The 20883-nt window shown below is 40.1% G+C and carries 20 protein-coding genes; 10 read left to right on the top strand and 10 right to left on the bottom strand.

Annotated elements, in window-relative coordinates; all coding sequences use genetic code 11:
* Positions 1-7 precede the first annotated feature (7 nt).
* Complete coding sequence (locus ACZZZW_RS03925) at positions 8-3466, bottom strand: 3-keto-alpha-glucoside-1,2-lyase-like domain-containing protein (protein ID WP_463492329.1); 3459 nt, start codon at positions 3464-3466, stop codon at positions 8-10.
* A 21-nt stretch (positions 3467-3487) separates the two neighbouring features.
* Complete coding sequence (locus ACZZZW_RS03920) at positions 3488-4774, bottom strand: Gfo/Idh/MocA family oxidoreductase (RefSeq protein WP_055908918.1); 1287 nt, start codon at positions 4772-4774, stop codon at positions 3488-3490.
* A gap of 190 nt (positions 4775-4964) precedes the next feature.
* On the opposite strand from ACZZZW_RS03920, the gene ACZZZW_RS03915 reads away from it, so the two are divergent.
* The 4 genes from ACZZZW_RS03915 (at position 4965) to ACZZZW_RS03900 (ending at position 8148) form a co-directional block, all read left to right on the top strand.
* On the top strand, positions 4965-6227 hold the full coding sequence (locus ACZZZW_RS03915; RefSeq protein ID WP_463492328.1) for an ROK family protein: 1263 nt from the start codon (positions 4965-4967) through the stop codon (positions 6225-6227).
* Positions 6228-6315: 88 nt separating this feature from the next.
* Positions 6316-7107 carry an alpha/beta fold hydrolase gene (locus ACZZZW_RS03910; protein ID WP_463492327.1) on the top strand — a complete coding sequence of 264 codons (792 nt, stop codon included), beginning with the start codon at positions 6316-6318 and terminating at the stop codon, positions 7105-7107.
* Positions 7108-7161: 54 nt separating this feature from the next.
* The gene (locus ACZZZW_RS03905) at positions 7162-7839 is read left to right on the top strand and encodes a GNAT family N-acetyltransferase (RefSeq protein WP_463492326.1); all 678 of its coding nucleotides are present in this window, start codon (positions 7162-7164) and stop codon (positions 7837-7839) included.
* An 84-nt stretch (positions 7840-7923) separates the two neighbouring features.
* Positions 7924-8148, top strand: a complete 225-nt coding sequence (locus ACZZZW_RS03900; protein WP_055908930.1) for a CDGSH iron-sulfur domain-containing protein — start codon at positions 7924-7926, stop codon at positions 8146-8148.
* A gap of 120 nt (positions 8149-8268) precedes the next feature.
* Here ACZZZW_RS03900 and ACZZZW_RS03895 read toward each other — a convergent pair whose 3' ends face one another.
* Positions 8269-9072 carry a helix-turn-helix domain-containing protein gene (locus ACZZZW_RS03895; protein WP_463492325.1) on the bottom strand — a complete coding sequence of 268 codons (804 nt, stop codon included), beginning with the start codon at positions 9070-9072 and terminating at the stop codon, positions 8269-8271.
* Positions 9073-9138: 66 nt separating this feature from the next.
* On the bottom strand, positions 9139-10017 hold the full coding sequence (locus tag ACZZZW_RS03890) for an oxidoreductase (RefSeq protein WP_463492324.1): 879 nt from the start codon (positions 10015-10017) through the stop codon (positions 9139-9141).
* 149 nt (positions 10018-10166) lie between these two features.
* Here ACZZZW_RS03890 and ACZZZW_RS03885 point away from each other — a divergent pair, with 149 nt between their 5' ends.
* Positions 10167-10361, top strand: coding sequence for a hypothetical protein (locus ACZZZW_RS03885; protein WP_463492323.1), 195 nt, complete (start codon positions 10167-10169; stop codon positions 10359-10361).
* A 46-nt stretch (positions 10362-10407) separates the two neighbouring features.
* Here the strand turns inward: ACZZZW_RS03885 and ACZZZW_RS03880 are convergent, their stop codons facing one another.
* Together ACZZZW_RS03880 and ACZZZW_RS03875 are read right to left on the bottom strand one after the other, a co-directional pair.
* The gene (locus ACZZZW_RS03880) at positions 10408-12099 is read right to left on the bottom strand and encodes an arylsulfatase (protein WP_463492322.1); all 1692 of its coding nucleotides are present in this window, start codon (positions 12097-12099) and stop codon (positions 10408-10410) included.
* 116 nt (positions 12100-12215) lie between these two features.
* A complete protein-coding gene (locus ACZZZW_RS03875) occupies positions 12216-12584 on the bottom strand; it encodes a DoxX family protein (protein ID WP_463492321.1) in 369 nt (122 codons plus the stop codon).
* 100 nt (positions 12585-12684) lie between these two features.
* Between ACZZZW_RS03875 and ACZZZW_RS03870 the strand changes: the two genes are divergently transcribed.
* Together ACZZZW_RS03870 and ACZZZW_RS03865 are read left to right on the top strand one after the other, a co-directional pair.
* Positions 12685-13077 (top strand): winged helix-turn-helix transcriptional regulator, encoded by a 393-nt coding sequence (locus ACZZZW_RS03870; protein WP_463492320.1) that lies wholly within the window; start codon positions 12685-12687, stop codon positions 13075-13077.
* Positions 13078-13176: 99 nt separating this feature from the next.
* Positions 13177-13725: a hypothetical protein gene (locus ACZZZW_RS03865; RefSeq protein WP_463492319.1), complete on the top strand. Its 549-nt coding sequence runs from the start codon at positions 13177-13179 to the stop codon at positions 13723-13725.
* A gap of 374 nt (positions 13726-14099) precedes the next feature.
* On the opposite strand, the gene ltrA is transcribed toward ACZZZW_RS03865, so the two are convergent.
* Entirely contained in the window at positions 14100-15374 is a 1275-nt protein-coding gene (gene ltrA, locus ACZZZW_RS03860) for a group II intron reverse transcriptase/maturase (protein WP_463492318.1), read from the bottom strand.
* An 873-nt stretch (positions 15375-16247) separates the two neighbouring features.
* On the opposite strand from ltrA, the gene ACZZZW_RS03855 reads away from it, so the two are divergent.
* Both ACZZZW_RS03855 and ACZZZW_RS03850 read left to right on the top strand, forming a co-directional pair.
* Positions 16248-16550, top strand: a complete 303-nt coding sequence (locus tag ACZZZW_RS03855; protein WP_055908947.1) for an ArsR/SmtB family transcription factor — start codon at positions 16248-16250, stop codon at positions 16548-16550.
* An 11-nt stretch (positions 16551-16561) separates the two neighbouring features.
* On the top strand, positions 16562-17662 hold the full coding sequence (locus ACZZZW_RS03850; RefSeq protein WP_463492317.1) for an NADH:flavin oxidoreductase: 1101 nt from the start codon (positions 16562-16564) through the stop codon (positions 17660-17662).
* Between the two features lie 140 nt (positions 17663-17802).
* Here the strand turns inward: ACZZZW_RS03850 and ACZZZW_RS03845 are convergent, their stop codons facing one another.
* Entirely contained in the window at positions 17803-18084 is a 282-nt protein-coding gene (locus tag ACZZZW_RS03845; RefSeq protein ID WP_463492316.1) for a hypothetical protein, read from the bottom strand.
* A gap of 3 nt (positions 18085-18087) precedes the next feature.
* Here ACZZZW_RS03845 and ACZZZW_RS03840 point away from each other — a divergent pair, with 3 nt between their 5' ends.
* Positions 18088-18978 carry a pirin family protein gene (locus ACZZZW_RS03840; RefSeq protein WP_463492315.1) on the top strand — a complete coding sequence of 297 codons (891 nt, stop codon included), beginning with the start codon at positions 18088-18090 and terminating at the stop codon, positions 18976-18978.
* On the opposite strand, the gene ACZZZW_RS03835 is transcribed toward ACZZZW_RS03840, so the two are convergent.
* Entirely contained in the window at positions 18975-20153 is a 1179-nt protein-coding gene (locus ACZZZW_RS03835) for a hypothetical protein (RefSeq protein WP_463492314.1), read from the bottom strand. The two genes, ACZZZW_RS03840 and ACZZZW_RS03835, sit on opposite strands and share 4 nt — an antisense overlap.
* Positions 20150-20788 (bottom strand): RNA polymerase sigma factor, encoded by a 639-nt coding sequence (locus ACZZZW_RS03830; protein ID WP_463492313.1) that lies wholly within the window; start codon positions 20786-20788, stop codon positions 20150-20152. Before ACZZZW_RS03830 ends, ACZZZW_RS03835 begins: the two co-directional genes overlap by 4 nt.
* Between the last annotated feature and the right edge of the window lie 95 nt (positions 20789-20883).

The following is a 20883-nucleotide window of genomic DNA, read 5'->3' as shown; positions in this document are numbered from 1 at the left end:
ATTTAAATTATTTCTTTTTAGTTGAGGCTTTAGGGGCAGTTTCTTTTTTGCTCAAATCTTTAATTCTGATGTTGCGGAACTGCACGGGCGAGCCATGACCAAGGAAGCCGATATGACCACTTTGGCGCAATAAGCCGGGGTGCTCCTGATGATCGGGAGTACCGTTTTTCTTAAAAGGTTCTATATCGCCATCTAAAATAATGGTACCATTTAATATAACTTTAATTTTAGATCCTTTTGCAATCACTTCTTCATCATTCCATTCGCCTGTTGGTTTCAAAAATCCTCTTTTAGCAGGGATAGTACCGTAAACGGAGCCATGGTACTGGTATACTTTAAGGTCTTTATAAATCGGGGCATCATTGTCTAAAATTTGCAATTCCATACCTGCATAGGCGGCATCGCCTTCTAAAGGTGCTCTTATGCCCAACCCATTGTTTGCGCTCGGGGTTAATTGAAACTCGAACCGGTAAACAAAATCACTGAACTCTTCTTTGGTAAATAAATTACCGCCAGATCCTTTGCCGGGTTTCGGACGGATGGCAATGTTTCCATCTTCGATCACATAATCAGTTGTATTGCCTGTCCAGCTGTGCATATTGGTACCATCGAACAATACTTTATAACCTTCTTTTTTTTCTTGTGCACTTAATTCGAAAGGTTTAGGGCGGGGAATTTCTTTGATGTAAATATCTCGATAGGCCACAGGCGATCCATGTGCCTGTAACTCAATCTGCTCTTCGGCAAAAATAGGCAAACTTCTATCCCAGTAATTTTCCAAAATTACGTTATCGGTAACCAGCTGGCCGTTAAGGTAAACGGTAACACGGTCGCCTTTCATTATAATCCTGAAGGTGTTCCATTCATCTAACTTATTATCAGCTACTTTGAGCGGTTTGCTTTCGTTCGTTTGGTTGTTGTACAAACCACCAGAGCCTACCTGGGCACCAACTTTGGTACGTGCAAGATCCCAGATTTGCACCTGAGGCGTTCCGCGTAAGTAAATACCGGCATCGCCTTCCCCTTTTTTATCGTCGATGATTTTCCAGTCTACAAGCATTTCAAAATCACCATATTTTTTAACTGTAGCGAGGTTATTGCCGTGGCTCTGAAATTGCAATTCGCCGTTTACTACTTTCCAGCTTTCCTGTGCTTCGGCATCGGCTTTGCTTTGTGCCTCCGCTAAAGTTTTGGCATCCATTTTTGATCTTTTAATCGGATCGGCTACAAGGCCTTTCCAACCAGATAAATCTTTGCCATTAAAAACCTGAACAAAACCTGCGCCGGCTTTCATTTCTGAAATATACTTCCTCATGCCTTCTTTCTGGTACCCGGCATCGCCACCGGTAATTACGGCAATGGTTTTGGTTAATAGGTTTTTTACTATATCACCATTGTAAGTTCCAGCCATGGTAATATTCATCACTGCATTTGCCGCCGCCTGTTGTAAAGGGGCATTATCCAAGTACATACCTGCAAAAACAATGGCATTAAAACATTTGGCCTGTTCGGTATCTTTAAGTATCTGTTGCTGCTGCACAGGGCTTTTTGCTACTGCCATTGCATTACGTAATAACAACAAACGCTGTTCGGCAGGGTAGTTCGTTTTTCTGATTAAATTAAGGTAACCGGTAATTGCCTGATTTAAAAATTCAGCATTGCTGGTGTTGCGTGCAATACTGATCAATTCATCTGTTGAGGCAGCATCCGACCATGAAGAAAGTGCTTCAATTGCGGCCTTTTTTGTGGCCTCATCACCTGCGGCATAAGCTTCGGAAACAGCATTTAATGATTTTTGCCCGCCCAAACTGCCCAATACTTTATACAGTAACAGTTTTTTATCAGCTGGTGTATTTCCCATTTGCTGAAGAATTGCATCCGTTTGCGCATCCTTATCTGTTGTTCCCTTTACAGAGGCTATAATGGCATCCTGCAGGGCAGTAAGTTCGCCAGCATCAGTAGTTTTGTTTAAAAGCTCAAACAATTGTGCTTTATTTTCGGCTATAACAACATGTTTAAGTGAATGGAAAGCTGCTTTGCGCACTTCAGCATTTTTACTGTTCAGGGAGGTATATATTACAGCAGTTTGGTTTGTGGCTGCGCGGGCAGCTAAAATATTAATTAACGCAACCTGAACTTCTGGTTTGGCTTTAGGGATAAATGCAGCAACTTTGGTGGCTACACCATCACCTTTTATTCTTAAAATACCATTGGCGATACCTGTAATATCTGCGGCATTGGCCTTGGTCATTAGTTTTAAAAACTCCTCCAATACTTCTTCCTGGCCAAGTTTTACAGCTGCATTAATGGCTGCCAGTTTAACTTGCTGATCATCACTTTTAATCAGTTTTAGCACATCAGGCAGTGCAGATTTTGCCTTGCTTTTGGCAAGCATATCCAAAATGGAAACCTGGGTAGGTGCATCTACCTTTTTAAGTTGATTTACCCAGGCTGCGCTATTGGCATCATTTACGCCAGCCGCAGCTAACTTAACAGCAGCTGCGCGATACTCAAATTGTTTATCGCCCATTGCGGCCAATAATGCCTGCTGATCGCTTTGTGTAGCTGAAAGCAATTTTAATGCTGCTACGCGTTCGTTTACCTGATCATCAGCTGTTGCCTTAGCTAAAATTGTTTTGGCAATACTTTCTACAACGGCTTTATCTGTTGCTATACTTTTTTGTGCATACTGCAACAAGGCAGCAACGGCATTGGTTGGATCATATTTATACCCCGCCTGTTCAGCTGCTTTTATCAAAACCTCTTTTGATGCTGCATCGCCAATATTGGCCAGGGCATATAGGCTTACTTTGCTTAATGATTTATCGTTACTTGCAGCCAGCGGGGCAATAGCTGTTGCTGCTGCTTTATCATTGGTATGCCCAAGGGCTTCTACAATGGCAATTTTAGCTTTACCATTAGCTTTAGTTAAGGCACCAACCAATGCATTTGTTGCAGCAGCTGTTCCGATTTTGGCCAATGCCCGCGAGGCTTCGTCTGCCAGCTGATCATCTGTAAGGTAAGCAGTTAAACAAGGTACTGCAGCATCATTCCCAATTAAATCAAACTGACTGATGATAAATGCCTTGTTCTGTTTATCGGTTAGTTTAGCCAGCGATTTGCAATAGGCAGCAATGGCCATGCTTTTTAAAATTTGCTGATCACTTTTTGTGGCATAAGCGGTAAAGCCACCAACAGCGTACTCAATTGCCGCATTATTTCCCTTTTCAGGAGGGGTTAGGCCGCTGATTAAAGTTACATAACCTTCTTCACCCAGCGCTGCAACTTCTTTCATGTTGCCTGCTAACTGTACTGAGTTTCTGGCAGGTAATTGTGCCAATAAATCGGCAATACGGGTGGTGGTGGTTCTTTCGTCTTTTTTATCCTGAGCAAGTGCTCTTGAGCTAGCTAGCATGTTCGAAAGCATTACAAGAGCCAAAAGCACCAATAGTATCTTTTTATTCATGATAATTGTATTTGGAAGGTTTTAAATGGAAAACGGTGCCCGCATTACAGGATTAATTAATCTGTTTGCTGCCTCATCATCGATGAACTCTTGTTTTACAGGGTCAAATTTTAATGATCTCCCCAAGCGCAGAGCGGCCAAACCAATATTTACAATGTTACATGAGCGGTGTCCGTTCTCTTCATTCAGCGCAAATTTCTTTCTGGTTCTAACCGATTCGGAAAATTCTACAATCTCCGGGTCGGGATCAGGAAATTGTGCCAGTTTACGCTCGAGATCAGGAATATCAGATTTAAAGCCGGGATACAATTTACCTTTTGGGCCTTCTATATAAGGTACATTGGTATCTTTACCTTCACCATCCAAAATAATCTGGCAGCCATCGGCGTAGGTATAAGTTATCCGCCGCCAAATGCCAACAGCATCGGTATGTTGCTGTGGTGCATCAACCTCTACTGAAATGGGGTTGGTATCGTCTTTCCCTAAAAAATATTGAATCGGATCGATATAATGCTGCCCCATATCGCTCAGCCCACCACCATCATAATCCCAATAACCCCTAAAAGTTTGGTGTACACGGTGTGCATTGTAAGGTTTATATGGCGCAGGCCCCAGCCATGCATTATAATCCAGTTCTGGTGGTACTGCCTGAGGTTCCAAATGATCTTTCCCTACCCAGTAAAATTTCCAGTCGTAGCCAGTATGCTTGCTAACGGTTACCTTTAAAGGCCAGCCGAGCATTCCGCTATCCACCAGCTTTTTAATGGGTTTGACAGTTGTACCCATCCCGTAAAAAGTATCTTTAAACCTAAACCAGGTGTTTAACCTAAACATCCTGCCGTTTTGTTTCACTGCTTCTACCACCCTTTTTCCTTCACCAATGGTATGTGTCATTGGTTTTTCGCACCAGATATCTTTCCCTGAATTTGCAGCATCTACTGCCATTATCCCGTGCCAATGCGGCGGGGTAGCAATGTGTACAATATCCACTTCTGGTAACTGTATCAGTTCTCTATAATCACTAAATGTTTTTACACCTTTATCCAGCATTCCTGCGGCTTGTTTAAGGTGATTTTGATCAACATCGCAAATGGCCACTACTTGTGTACCTTCGTATTCGAAATGCCCGCGGCCCATGCCCCCAACGCCAATTACGGCTTTGGTTAATTTATCGCTTGGGGCCAGGTAGCCCTGTCCGCCCATAACATAACGCGGTACAATGGTAAAAGTAGCCAGTCCGATTGCCGATTTCTTGATAAAATCGCGCCTGGAATTTTGATTTTTTTGTGGTTCTTCTTTAGTTTTCATCTTGGTTATCTGTGTAGTAGAAACAGGGTATGCCGTGGTTAGTCGGCATATTAAGGCTTATCTATACTTTAATGTTAGCAAGAAATTATTGTAAAGACAAAACATCACTAATTTCTTTACGCATTAAAAAAACTTTAATAAATTTTTAATAGAAGTTATCTATATTTATCAAAATAGTATCATTAACCTCATGAATCTTAATCTATTAAATCATTTAATATCAGACCGGAACGATAGGCAATCGGTTTATAAACTTAAACTCATTAAACATCTTTTTAATTTAGGGGCATCATCAGTTTCTGTCTTGTGTGAAGTGATGGATATGAGCACGCCGAGTTTATTAAAGCTCTTACTTGCTTTGATGGATGAGGGTTTGGTAGAAAAGAAAGGATATGGGTTATCAATTGGTGGGCGAAAACCTGATCTTTACCGTTTAAGGGATAAAAAAATACTGATCCTTTGTATTGATATTGAACTATTTAATACCAAGATTACTGTTATAGACAATAATTATAATTTTATTCTTGATGTTAAAACCATCCCGCTGCCCATCTCTAAAAGCAGGACAGATTTTTTTGGCCTTTTGCATGATCATATCGAGGATATCTTATTGTCGGCAGCGATAGATCCTAAACAATTGATTGGATGCAGCGTGGGCATGCCTGGTTTAATTGATGCAGAAAAAGGTGAAAACTATAGCTATTTCCTAAGTGATGGCGAAAATATTTCATTAACAGCAGCCTTTGAAAAAATATTAAACATACCTGTAGTAATACAGAATGATGTAAATGGATCATCGATGGCTGAATTTACACATGGAATGGCCAAAGGCCGGAGAAATGTGCTGGTATTGCTAATGGATTGGGGCGTAGGCCTCGGTATTATTTTAGATGGCAAGCTTAGGCAGGGTAACTGCGGCTTTTCGGGAGAATTAGGCCACATGCCTTTTGTTGAAAATGGTGCCTTGTGTTACTGCGGCAAACATGGTTGCCTTGAAACCGTTGCCTCCGGAAACGCATTATCTGAAATGGCCAGAGAAGGCATTTTATCGGGTAAAAATTCAATGTTAAGTAACCTCTCTAACGAAGAACTGGAAAGGATTGAACCCGCACTGATAATTAAAGCGGCAAATAAAGGCGATCAATACGCCATACAATTACTCTCCAATGTTGGTACACACATGGGTAAGGGAATTGCAGTACTGATTCAGCTGTTTAACCCTGAACTAATTGTTTTGAGCGGCAAAATAGCAGGTGCAAAGCAGTACATTACGCTCCCTATGCAACAGGCTATTAATACGTATTGCATGACGCAGATTAGAGAAAAAACAACAATCGTATCATCCGAACTCGGTGAGGATTCCAGATTATTGGGCTACGCAGCAAGTGGAATTGATCAATTTTTGGATGCTTTTATAAAAAATACAAAAAAGTTGAAGAAGGCAAGTGCTTAATTGGCTCAAACTACCCTAAACTTGTCTGTTATTGATACCTAATTTTCTTTTAGCTTATTTAGATTTGTAAAGCAAACACATAACAATAATGGAAACCTATACAAAAGCAGCCTTCGAAAAGGTTAATGGCATTAATATGTATTATGAAGTTTATGGCGAAGGTGATATTCCGCTGGTTTTGATTCATGGTGGCGGTTCTACCATCCAATCTTCATTTGGCAGACTGATTCCTTTTTTGGCAAAAACAGAAAAAGTTATTGCCGTTGAACTCCAGGCGCACGGGCGTACGAGCGACCGCGATCAGGAAGAATCTTTTGAACAGGATGCCAAGGATGTAACCACTTTATTAAATCAGCTGAAAATAACAAAATCCAATTTTTTGGGTTTCAGCAACGGCGGAACAACGACTTTGCATATTGCAGCACACCATCCGGCTATAGTGAATAAAATCATTGTGATTTCGGCGAATTATCAACGTGAAGGTTTAATTGATGGCTTTTATAATGGTTTTGGAGATGCCACGATCAACCATATGCCTGAGCCACTTAAAACTGCTTTTTTAGCGGTAAACTCAAATCAAAACGCATTGCAAACCATGTTTGAAAAAGACAAACAGCGTATGCTGGATTTTGTTGACCTGAGCGATGATGACTTAAAGGGAATTACCGCCGATACACTTTTAATGGTGGCGGATAAGGATGTAATTAAACCCGAACATGTGGTTAAAATGTCGAGGTTGATTGCAAATGCCAAACTGGTTATTTTACCTGGGGTACATGGTGCCATGATTGGCGAAAACCTTAACCCCGAGGTAAGCGATAAAATAGTTGAGATTACAGCACACTTAATAGAAACGTTTTTGAACCAACAGGCAGTTTAAAACCCTTATTTAAAAATTACCTCCGCTTGATTTAGCATTGAATATCTTTGCCAGATGGAACACCCATTGGATAATCCAATTTATTATGCCTTAACATCCGGCCATGGCCACCTTGCAAAAGGAATTGATGAGGTAAAATATTATAAGGAAGACATTACGGCATTTGCTGGCTTAAAAAATAATTCGCAAGAGAATCTAAACACCCTTTATCAAATCAGCCCTGCGGAAAGCCTGTTTGTATTTTTTTCGAAAACGCCAGTCGAAATACCTACGCAATGGAAATTGTTAACGCACATCAATATGCTGCAATTTGTTTTTAGTGGGAAGGATATCTCTACAACAACAGGAATTACAGACCTTAATGCAGAACATGTTACTGAAATGATCGACCTGGTAGAACTGACCAAACCCGGGCCGTTTCTGTCGAAAACCATCGAACTCAGCAATTACACAGGTATATTTGTTGATGGGAAATTGGCTGCCATGGCCGGACATCGGTTTCATCCCAGTCCGTATCGTGAAATAAGTGCGGTTTGCACCCACCCCAATCATTTGGGCAAAGGTTATGCTTTTAAGGTTTTGCAAGAACAGATTAAAAGAATAGTGCAGCGTTCGGAAATACCTTTTCTACATGTTAGAAATGACAATCAAGGTGCCATAAACCTTTATCAGAAACTCGGTTTCGAGATCAGAACTGAGATGATTGCTTATGTGATAAAGAAAGAATTATAAGCAAACAAGAGAATGTTTCTAAATAGAAAACTGATCAGAAATTGCGGTTAATATGCGTTAGTTTTGCGGTAAACAAACATATACATGTCTAAAACAAAACTTACCATTAACAATAACGGCTCTGTTAAAATAGAGGGCGATTTCGAAATTGTAGATAGAAACGGAAATACTTATGGTTTACAAGGTAGAGAAATAGTATCAATCTGCCGTTGTGGTTTATCTAAAAACAAACCTTTTTGCGATGGCGCACACAATGGCCATTTCGAGCATGAAGCGATTGCATTCGATCTTCCTCCAAAAAAAGTATAATTAAAGATATTCTTTTTAAAAAGGTTGTATCATAAAGGCGATTTCACCTTAATGCCAACATTTTGATGACCTATCCCTAATAATGATACAACCTTTTTTATTTTTTAAAAGCATAGTAAATCAAATACCTATCCTGGAAGGGGCTATGCCATAAGCTTTCTTAAAGGCGAATGAAAAGTGCGACAAATCTTTAAAACCAACCTCGAGATACACATCTGAAGATTTCCAGCCCTTTTGTGTAATAAGGTAATAAGCATCATTTAACCTTTTTTTCTGCAACCACCGATTGGGCGAAAGATTAAAAATCTTTTCAAAATCTCTTTTAAAAGTAGCCAAACTTCTGCCTGTTAAATAGGCAAAACGGTTAATATCAACATTAAACTTGTAATTGGCATTCATATAGGCTTCCAGATCGATTTTTCCCGGCTCAGAAAAATCAAAAAGCACATCCTTTAATACAGGGTTCGTCTGCAATAAAATCATCACCACTTCTTTAACCTTTAGGTTGATTAAAGCCTGATTAAATCCATTTTTACCATCAAGGTATGGCCATAAAGAATCGATATAATTTTTCAGCAAACTATGGGCTTCCAGTGCCAATCCTTTTAGGTCGTGATTGGGTTTTTGCATGTGCAAATCGTATTCATTGCTAATGCTATGCAAAATTTCCTGATCTATATTGATACTGATCGATTTAAACTCTTCACCTGGAGGTGGGTATTTGGTATACCTCGCCAATTGATTGCGACGAAAAAAGCGGAAGTCTCCATCTGAAAACACAAATTTTTCTCCCCCGATAAAAATCTCAGAAGTACCCGCAATAACCAAACCCACAGAATGATTGGGGATAAACTGTTCGCCTTCGCTGCTCTTCTGCGCATAACAGGAGTATAAAATATCCGGGCGTTTTTCTGGGTTTGGCATCTTAATCAAATTTATAGTTTTATGGCGAATTTGTCATTCCCGTTTAAAAGGAATCTCAATACGTAATTATTTTTTGGTAAAAGATTTACCTAAATCAGTATCCAAAAAATTCTCTGCTTCATCGTGGTCTGTAGATAAACTAACTTCCATCCATTTTTCCATTTCAGCCGTTCTTGCAGCATCGGCATGCTTAAGCATTCCAATGGCTTCGCTTCCTAATACCAAATGTATTGGTGGTTCAGGGTTTTCAACCAAATCAATCATTGCTTTGGCAGCTTTCTCCGGATCGCCCATGGGCACAAAATTACCATTTTGGAAAAAATCAGCACGTTTTTCAACCGTAGATTCATATCCCTCAACATGGGCTGCATAGGTCATCGAAGCACCGGCCCAATCTGTGCGGAAACCGCCAGGCTCTACACTGGTTACATATATCCCCAAATCAACTACTTCTTTAGCCAGGGCTTCGCTAAAGCCACTCAATCCAAACTTTGCCGCCTGGTAAACACTAACGCCGGCATTACCAACCCGCCCTCCAATAGAGCTAACCTGAAGAATTCTACCCGAACGTTGTTTGCGCATAAATGGCAATACAGCCCTTGTAATTTCAATCGGTGCATATAAATTGGTTTCTAACTGACTGCGCACCTGCTCTTCGGTAAAAGCTTCGGCGGCACCCACAATACCAAAACCCGCATTGTTAACCAAAACATCTATTTTACCAAAACGGGCCACAGCAGATTCTACTGCCAAATGTACTTGATCATAATCGGTCACATCCAAAGTAATTGGAAAAATCTGATCAGGATATTCCTTTACAAAATCATTTAAAGCAGCAGTATTTCTGGCGGTTGCAGCAACTAAATCGCCTTTTGCCAATACTTGTGCTGTTAGGTCACGTCCCAACCCGCGGGAGCTACCTGTGATAAACCAAACTTTTTTCATTTTTATATTTATTTAATGAATCAAAGGTAGCGTGAATGATGAGTGTGAGCTTTGCTAAGCGGCTCAATTTACTTTGTTAAAAAGCTCATCTTAGTTTATCAGAACTTTTAGTTAGCGTTATATGTTACTACTCAATAAATATATCTGTTATGGCGAAAGAAAAGAAAAAGGGGAAAAAGAAGAAAGACAAAAAGAAAGGGAAGAAAAAAAACAAGTTAGGTGTTAAAAACTCCCTTGTTAACAACATCAATGCCCGTAAGAAAAAGGGGAAGTCAAGGTCGAAAAAGAAATCTAAAATCAGTAAAAAAGCTTATAAAAAAATGAAGAAGGGGTGGAAGAAATAAAGATTCCGCCCAATATTACATTTAAGCTTAAAATAATCCTACATTTTCATTTAGTTTTTGGCAAAACATGATTTTCTTTAGCCCAGGCCTGCCATTTGGCACTTAGCTCTTTTACCTTATCAGGGTGTTGAGCAGCTACATCATTCAACTCCGTCTGATCATTTTTTATGTTGTAAAGGTGCCAGGTAGAATCACCAGAAAGATTGACCATTTTCCAGTCACCTGATCGTATAAAACTGGCATTAAAATGTTCGTTAAATAGCATTTCGTGCCCGCTGGTAGCTTTTCCTTTTAAGGCAGGCACCAAACTCAAACCATGCATCGGTTTAATTAAATTACCATGATAGCTGTGTGGGTATTTTGCATTTGCAAGTTCCACAAAAGTGGTCATAAAATCTATTACATGCCCTACCTGGTTGGTATAACTGCCTTTTTTTGCTGTTAAGCCTTTCGGCCAAAAAGCAACCATGGGCGTATGTACCCCACCCTCATATGATTGCGCTTTTGCCAGTTGATACGGTGTGTTTGCTACATTTGCCCAGATTGGCCCTATTGAAGTATAACTTGTTTGTGTACCCGGCATTACCTTTTTATAAATTGGATAGGCAATTTTTTCACCTGTCCTGGTTTCACTTGGCCTGTCAAAACCCGGCCCATAACGCATTGCATCCTCAGGACTTGCTCCATTATCACTCAAAAATATAATCAATGTATTATCCAGTTGCTTGGTTTCTTTTAAGGTTTTAATAATCCTGCCAATGCCCTGGTCCATCCGATCAATCATGGCGGCATGTACGGCCATGGCCATCTCATCAAAGGCCTTGGTTGGATTATCTTCCCAACGTACGGTAGATTGACGCGGAGACATCGGGGCTGTTTTAGGATCGATCAAACCCATGGCCACCATACGTTTATACCTTGCCTCGCGGATAGCATCCCAACCTACTTTGTAAGTATCTTTATATTTTGCAATATCCTCTGGCTTTGCCTGCAATGGCCAATGTGGTGCATTTTCGGCTACATATAAGAAAAATGGTTTATCGCCTTTGCCAAAATCACGGATATAGGCAACAGCAGTATCGTTTATGGCATCTGTATGGTAATAATCTTTAGGCACATTTTTAATGGGTGTGGTTCCACTTACCAGGCTAAAAGGATCAAAAAAGTCGACCACTCCCCAAAGTGTACCGAAGAATTTTTCGAAACCCCGGCTTGTTGGATATTGATCAATCGGAGAAAATAAAGGGAAAGAGGTTTTATGGTTCAACCAATCCAATTGTGCCTGAGGTGTTGGCTGCTCAATGGTATTTGATACATGCCATTTGCCCGACATTGCCGTTCTGTAACCTGCATCTTTTAAAACCTCGGCTAATGTTACGCTATTTTTGGTTATGGCCCCGCGATAACCTTCAATACCCCTATCAGTAGTCATTTCACCAATTCCTGCATTGTGGTTGTAAAGGCCGGTAAGCAATGCCGCCCGTGTAGGGCAACAGCGTGAAGTATTATAAAAATTTTTAAACCGCACACCCTGGCTTGCCAGGTAATCTATATTAGGCGTTTTAATTTCTCCTCCATAACAGCCAATATCAGAAAAACCCAAATCATCAGCCAGAATAACAATGATATTAGGTCGTTTATCAACAGCTTTTTTAGGCTTTGGCTTATCAATAAAAGCAGTTAAAACGGTTATTGCAGCAATAAAAAACAGTGTTGAATATTTGGTCGGTTTGTGCATAATAATCCAAATTAAAATAAAAAAACGGAAGTTCTTATTTCATCAATTATTTTGTTGCAAACGCAGCTAAAACGATTTAAAGCTCAAGTTTTCCTTGTGCAACCTGTCGGTTATGGTTACTCCGTTTTGGATTTGTAGTAAGTGAAGTAGGATAGCAACAATACAATCATAAACACAACCGGACCAATGCGGTTACTGATTGGATCGCCAGAAGCACTGTGTGCTATAAAGGCAGATATAAACGTAAATGCAAAACCCGCATACGCCCATTCTTTCCATTGCCCTTTAATGGGAATCAACAATACAATGGCTCCTAAAATTTTAGCAATGGCCAGTTCAACCCTAAAGTAATCAGGAAAGCCGAGGTGATGAAAAGCTTGTTTAATGGCATGTTTTGTAAGGTAAGAATATGCAGAAAAAGTCATCATTAATGCAACTAAGGCTGTTGATATCCAATAGATAATTTTGATTGTTTTTATTTTCATTGTATTTTTTTTATGCAAACTTATGTAGTTTTGCTATCTAAAAGATACTAGTATCCCAAAGGATAGTGCTATCCTTTATGAAAGCGTTTAACTTTGTACCATGGGACCAAGAAAAGAACATCGCAATAAAGAAACCTGTATGGCAAGCTTAAATGCAGTTAAAGACGCACTTTACGTATTAAATGGCAAATGGAAACTTCCATTAATTATCTCCTTACAGGAAGGCCCTAGGCGCTTTAACGAAATTCAGAAATCGCTTGGTGAAATCACACCAAAAATATTATCGAAAGAACTAAAAGACCTCGAATTGAATGAATTTGTAGTACGTAAAGTATTTTCTACAACACCTGTAACCGTAACCTATGAACTTACGCCATATAGCGAATCATTGGACAAAGTAATTGACGAGTTACGGGAATGGGGTTTAAAGCACCGTGAAAGGTTGGTTAAAAATAGAAAAACTGAGCCTGATGCAGCAGCAATGAGTGCTTAATTACTACTATATATCAACCTGAAAAACTGCGATATTACCCTAAAAAAGCAAAAAACGGATAATGATAAAATTCGGCTATCTTTGTACAAATTAAAATCAATGGCGGTATTACATAAAAAAGAAGAAAAAATTCAGGCAGTGCTGGGTAGGTTGCCTAAAAAATATACAGACGAACAATTTGTTGAGATGTTTATTAAACTTTATTCTAAAGATTGGGGCAAAATTAAATCAGCTTACATTAAGCAATCTCAAGATAAAGAACGTGGATCAATCATCAATATGCCTAAACCCGAGGTGTATTTACGCCAGGTTTTAGCCAATTACCTGCAACAAGAGCATGCCCCAAAAGCTGTTGAGGTTAAAAAAGAGGAAATTATTGAACCGCCCGTTGTTGAAACTCCAGTTGCCGAAGTTAAAAAAGCAAAAACACCTGCTAAGAAAAAAGAAACTGTAGCTGAAGAAGCCCCTGTTGAAGTTAAAAAAGCAAAAGCACCTGCAAAAAAGAAAACTGAAACCGCAGCAGAACCTGTTGCTGAAGTGAAAAAAGCGAAAACACCAGCCAAGAAAAAAGCTGAGGTGGCAGAAGAAACTCCAGCAGTTGAAAAGAAAGCAAAAGCAGCACCTAAAAAAACAGCAGCAAAAAAATAAAATATTTCACATCGTATATAATAAATCGCCTGTTTGGTTGTTTATGTATATGAGAGCGTTAATTTAGATGACGGGGATAGGTCGGTATGATTTATCCCCGTTCTTTTTTGAGCAATTTTTCGAAATAAATTTCCAGAATTTACTGCTTACAAAAAGCTTACAAAATTTTTAGAAAAAAAATAAATTCAAGATAATAAATCGCCTTTTTGGTTGTTTATATATACGAGAGCGTTAATTTAGATGACGGGGATAGGTCGGTATGATTTATCCCCGTTCTTTTTTGTCCAATAAACCAATCGAGTAAGAAGCAGGGAATTAGTTTCCCTGCTGTCTCCTCACACCACCGTACGTACCGTTCGGTATACGGCGGTTTGTTAGAATAACTTCGTTTGGTGTGTCGTTTTCCAATAGTAATAATTGGTAAATCCATCAAGTCCATGCCTCAAAAAGAACTTCTTGTCAAGGGTTGTAAGTAATATCGGGCTGTTTGCAGTCCTACAGTACCCCTTACGGGTATTGGCCAATTGATAGGCCCTTGATTTTACCAACCCCATCTTCATTAAATTCCGCGCTCTACCCGTTATACTCTTCCATTGCTTCCAAAGAACAATCCGCAGTCTGGTCCTCATCAACTCGTCCAGTCTGGTCATATGACTCTTTGCTTCTGCAATAGAGAAATAATTAACCCAACCATGAATGATTTCCTTAAGCGTTAATATTCTTTCTTGGAATGGAACTGGTTGGCTACGTTTAGTTTGCTCCCGGATTTTCTCCTTGATCGCTCTTAGAGATTTGGATGAAATTCGCATCTTCCATCCCTCTTTGCTACCATAGAATGAAAACCCGAGCAGACTACTTTGGCTTGGCCTGCTAACCTTACTTTTCTCCCTGTTAACCTTCAGTTTCAGGCAGTCTTCCAGATATACTGAAATACTTCTCATTACCCGGTGTCCTGATTTCCTGCTTCTTAGATAGATACTGCAATCATCAGCATATCGCACGAACCTGTGCCCACGCTCTTCGAGCTTAACATCGAGTTCGTGAAGGATAACATTTGATAGTAACGGACTTAATGGACTGCCTTGTGGCGTTCCTTCTTTTCTTGGGCTGACCAATCCATTCTCCATGATCCCCACACTCAAATAAAGACGGATAAGCTTCAATGTCCGCTTATCCTTTATCTTTACTGACAGCAGATGCATAAGTTTATCATGGTTTACCCGGTCAAAAAATTTGTCCAGGTCAAGTTCCACAATCCAGGTGTAACCTGTGTTAAGATATTCCTGAGCCTTTAACACTGCCTGATGGGCATTGCGATCTGGCCGGAAACCATAACTATCAGAGGAAAAGTCGCCCTCGTACTTGGGGCTCAGCCATTGAGAGATGGCCTGCTGGATCAACCGGTCAATGACCGTTGGGATGCCAAGCATCCTCTTACCACCACTGCCTTTGGGAATCTCTACCTTTCTTACAGCGTTCGGTCGGTAATGGCCTGATAAAATATCACTCCGTAATGCCTGCCAGTTAGCATTCAGGTAGTCGCGAAGTTCATCGGTCTGCATACCATCAATACCACCAGCACCCTTATTGGCAGTAACCTGCCTAAAGGCTCTTTGTACATTTCGGATGTCTAATATTTCTTCAAGCATAATACTAAAAAAAAACTCCTTCCCAGGCATTGTGTACATTGGTTGCACGGCTCGGCTCAGCTCCTCTTATAATTTACTCTCGGATTCCGTCCTACCCTCATATAAGCAGTTCTCTAATGTGGTTCCGCTGTAAACGCTCTGCCATAAACTTCCTGTTTCCTTTGCCATCCTAACATTTGGTCCTTTCTGCATCCGAAAAATGCAGTACTACGACCGCTGCTGACTTCTGATTGAGGCATTTAACATCTCTGCCAAATGTTTCTTCTCCTGTAATCGCGCTTACAATTGACAGAACTCATTCAGATCTCCCGGGGTAAGACAATCTACTTCCTATGGATGTGGCCTCTGTATCTGCGTAATAGTCCCCGTGCAGTATTGGGCTTCTGTTTGTTTCGCAACATCACCCGGACTAAATCCGCCTCGTATACAGTTTCTGTTCGTAAGCCCCCATATTTGCCGCGGACTTCCTTCAGATTCGCAGTCACCCACGACACCCTTGTCTCGAGCTAACACTTCCTACTGCTAAGCGTGTTCGGGACTTGAACCCTATAGTCGATTGCCATGCCCGGCGCACGAAACAAAACCTTGAACAATTTTCATTTGTTCAACCTCAAAAAAAATAAAAATATTTTCACTTCGAGATAATAAATCTCCTTTTTGGCGGTTTATATATTCGAGAGCGTTAATTTAGATGACGGGGATAGGTCGGTATGATTTATCCCCGTTCTTTTTTTGCAGTTTTTTCTATTTCTTTCTTATATCACGCTTTCTGATACGCTGCTAAAAACAGGTGAAATCCTTTCGTTTTACACACCATTGTAAACTTTGACCTTTTAATTGGCATATCGGGAAAAGTCGATATACATTTGTGCCATGGATCAGGTAGAGATATTTAAAGCCCTTTCAAACAAAACCCGTTTACAAATTTTAGGCTGGCTAAAAGAACCAGAGCTAAATTTTCCTGAACAGCAAAATGCCGATTTTGAAAACGTTGGTGTATGTGTTGGTCAGATTCAGCTGAAAAGTGGCTTGTCTCAAAGTACCATCTCCGAATACCTTTCTATCCTGCAACGTGCAGATCTTATCAGTTCTACCCGGGTAGGCCAATGGACATACTACAAACGCAACAAGGAAGGTTTAGAAAAATTAAGTGAAATCATCAATACCGCATTATAAATTTAAAAAATATGAACACAGATAGTTTATTCAAGCCGTTTAGCCTTAAAACATTAAATATTAAAAATAGAATCGTAATGGCTCCGATGACGCGGTCGTTTTCTCCTAACGGAGTACCAACACCTGAAGTTGCAGCGTATTATGCAAAGAGAGCAGCTGGCGAAGTGGGTTTAATCTTATCAGAAGGAACCGTAATTAACCGCCCGTCTTCATCTGCAGACCCTAACATTCCTCATTTTTATGGTGCTGAAGCACTTGCAGGTTGGGAAAATGTAATTAAAGGCGTTCACCAGGCTGGTGGCCAAATGGGTCCACAGATCTGGCATCAGGGTGTGATGGAAAATCATGCCTCAGGATGGTTACCAAGTGCACCTTTTGAAGGTCCGTCTGGCTTAAACAAACCAGGTTTCGAAAACGGAGTACCGATGACAGATGCTGCCATTGCAGATACCATTTCTGCATTTGGGCAAGCCGCTGCAGATGCCAAAGCTTTAGGTTTTGATACCGTAGAAATTCATGGTGCGCATCAATACCTGATTGATCAATTTTTTTGGGATGGAACAAACAACCGTACCGACATTTATGGTGGCAAAACTTTAGCAGAACGTACCCGCTTTGGCGTTGAAGTGATTAAAGAAGTACGTAAAAGAGTTGGCGAAGATTTCGCATTGATTATCCGTTTATCTCAATTTAAACCCGCAGCTTACGATTTTAAACTGGCTAAAGATGAGCAGGAAATGGAACAATGGTTAACTCCTTTAGCTGATGCAGGGATTGATATCTTCCACTGTTCTCAACGCCGTTTCTGGGAACCTGAGTTTGAAGGTTCTGACTTAAACTTTGCAGGTTGGGCTAAAAAAGTAACCGGAAAAGCAACCATTTCAGTAGGTTCTGTTGGTTTGGATGGCGATTTCTTTGGTGCTTTCGCAGGTCAAAGTTCACAGCCAAGCTCTTTAGATGAATTGGTACGCAGAATGGACCGCGGTGATTTTGATTTGGTAGCCGTTGGCCGTCCGCTTTTAGCCGATCCAAACTGGGTAGAAAAAATTAAACACAACCGTACAGAAGAATTGAAAGGCTTTACCAAAGAAGCTTTAATGGAATTGGTTTAGAACCATGTTTTTCCTTTTTAAACTTAGAAAAGCATCTCGAAAGGGATGCTTTTTTGATAAGTCTTCATCCTTTCGATCCGATAGCTATCTGATAAAGCGCAGCGAAATGGAGAGATCTGCCCGCGCCGTTAGGTGAAACATTATGCTCTGAGTTTAGAAATAATTTTTATACCATGGAAGCACAGAGGAAACGGAAATTTACTTAATAATCTGAAAAGCAATAGCTGCAATACTTCGGCTGCTCCAGCCCCGCCTTTGCTTAATCCCGACTGAAAATTCGGAATAACGCTGTCGGCCGGGTTTATTTTACCTCTAACAGTAGCAATGCCGTACCACCTAAACACGATCAAAGCGGAATGCCAATTTCCTTCAATCCAAATCCCGGCCTTTTTCCTTAAATTCACCTCTTTAAAATTAACCATCACATGTCGAACATTAAACTTATTATTGAAGAAAGACCCGCAAATATTGGCAATTTTATGGTTGGCAGACTGCTTCCTTTCAGAGAAAAAAGGATGGTTGGACCTTTTTCATTTATCGACCATATGGGACCAGCGGCAATGAGTGATCATGAAAATCTTGATGTTCCGCCACATCCGCACATTGGTTTATCTACTTTAACTTTTCTATTTGAAGGTGAAATTACCCATAAAGACAGTTTAGGATCGGATATTGTGATTAAACCTGGTCAGGTAAACTGGATGACTTCCGGTAGTGGCATTGTACACTCTGAAAGAACGCCTGAATATTTACGCCATACCGATAAAATGCTCCATGGCCTACAGATTTGGGTAGCCTTACCTAAAGATTTAGAGCAAATGGATCCTGAGTTCTGCCATGTTGAAGGTGCCGATATTCCGACCTGGACGCAAGATGGTGTTGAGATTAAATTAATCGCTGGTGAAGCTTTCGGTCATAAATCGCCGGTTCCGGTATACAGCCCATTATATTTTTTAGAGTTAAAAAGCACCTCAAAACAAAAGGTAAGCATTGGCGATCACCTCTTTGGCGAAAGCGCACTTTATATTTTAGAAGGAGTAATTGAAAGTGAGGGCAATATTTTCGAACCACGCCTAATTCTGATCGCAAACGACGCCAAACTTTGTGAGTTTACCATGCACGAAAACACCACAGTTTACATTTTCGGAGGTGAACCTTTCCCTGAAGAACGTTTTATTTATTGGAATTTTGTAGCATCAGATAAGGATTTGATTGAGAATGCAAAGCAGAAATGGCTAAATCAAAGCTTTAAGCCTGTACCTGGCGAAACAGATTTTGTACCCCTACCCGATCCAATCAGAAACATTAAACATTAATTCCTGTTAAACAAATTCATATTTACTGAAACCGCTACACCAGTCGACATTAATTTAGAATTCCCATAACCAATATCGGTTAATGGAATTTTCATAAAGGGTTTTGCACTGATGCTTAAGTTATTATTTATTTTACGTTGAAATTCTACACCAACATTGGCTATGCCTAAGTAATGCTGGTTACGCCCTTTTACTTCGAAACCTTGTGGGCCCTCATAGCCACCGTTGTATGAATAGCTATATTTCTCTTTTAACATGATATAACTCGAAAGCCCGGTGCTTACCGAAATTGCATTTCTGTTATTCCCAAAAACCTTATAGTTTACATTTAAAGGAATATCGAGCACATCGCAATTGGCATGGATGTTTGAGGGTGCTACAGTAAAAAGATAATTGGTATTCGGCCTGTACAAACTAAAATCAGAATCATAAATTTTCTTGGCATAAGCGGCTCCCGTGGTTATACTTAGTTTCTTGGTTAAAATATAGGTAGCTTCTACACCAAAACCGCCACTTAAACTACTTTGCCCCGATTTTTGAACACTCGTTAAGTCTGGAGCGGCTAAAATACTAAGCACAAATCTTGATTTTTGTTTTACCAGCGGTGGTTTAATCCGCTCAGGCCTACCTATTGCCACACTAGAACTTAATTTTTGATCTCTAAATTCAACAGGATCAGTTTTAATGCTTAAGCTTGGATTATAAGTCACATCAGCCAACATACGGGATTGATCAACCACAGTTTCATTTACTTTCCGCTCAGTTTCCCTTTCGTAAGTGCCTATTACGCCTGTAGCAATTGTTTTTTTTCCTGCAATCTTCGCAACTGCTGATGCTGAATCTATAGTCGCTCCGCCATCATTAACGCTTTCAGGCACTTTAGTTACACTTTCCGGGTTATTTTTTAATTGATTATTATTTTGATCACTCTTGTTGGTTTTTACCACTGCTTTAACATCGGCTTTATCAGCCCCTGGCTTAACCAGTAAAAACACCACAAGTAACATAGCAGCTATCCCCGCCACGGCGGTAAGCCAGATTAGCGGTACAATACGCCTTTTTGGTGTTGGATGCAATCTTTCCTCCAGATCATCCCAATCTAAATCATTAAAAGGTAGATCGGGGTTTTCCAATCCGTCTTTAAATAATTTATCTATATCTTTTCCCTCTTTCATTGCATGTTTGTATTTAACCTAACCTCTAAAAGGTTTCTATCTACTCCCGAACTCCTTACCTGGTAAGTTTTCGCTTCTGTAGCTTTTAACATTTCCTGTAATTTTTGCCTCGCCTTAAACAGGTTCGACTTTGATGTGCCCACCGATATTCCGAGCATTTCGGCAATTTCCTCGTGCGCATAACCATCTATAGCAAAAAGATTAAAAACCGTTCGGTAGGCGGGAGTTAATTTTTGAACCAGTGCCAATAAATCGTGGTAAGCCAGTTTATCGTACACAGAATTTGTTTGGGCAACGTTTTCGTGATCCTGAATATCTACATGATCGGCAAATTTTAAATTGGTACGATAATAATCGATTGCCGTATTGGTAATGATCCGGCCAAGCCATGGTAAAAAAGCTTTGGAAGTTTCATATTTGGCAATATTTTTAAAGGCTTTAAAAAAACCATCATTCAGTATCCCTGCGGCATCCAACCTATCATTTGCATAGCGTAAACAAATACCCATAGCAAAGCTATAGAAATGTTTGTATAGTGCTTTCTGACTATCCCTTTCATTTCTAATACATCCCTGAATATACTTTTGTATAATATCTTCTCTATCGCGGTCAGCGCTCACAAGGTCTCCTTTCAACACACATTACGGTAAGAAATTACAAATGGTTGCCTCAAAATATATTTTTTTGATAATAATTTTCTTTTGTTCGTTTTGGTTAAAATTCTTTTTTC

Source organism: Pedobacter sp. AC379, from assembly GCF_979258145.1.
Note: the sequence above shows the minus strand (reverse complement) of the source record. Positions and strands in the feature narration are given on the sequence as shown.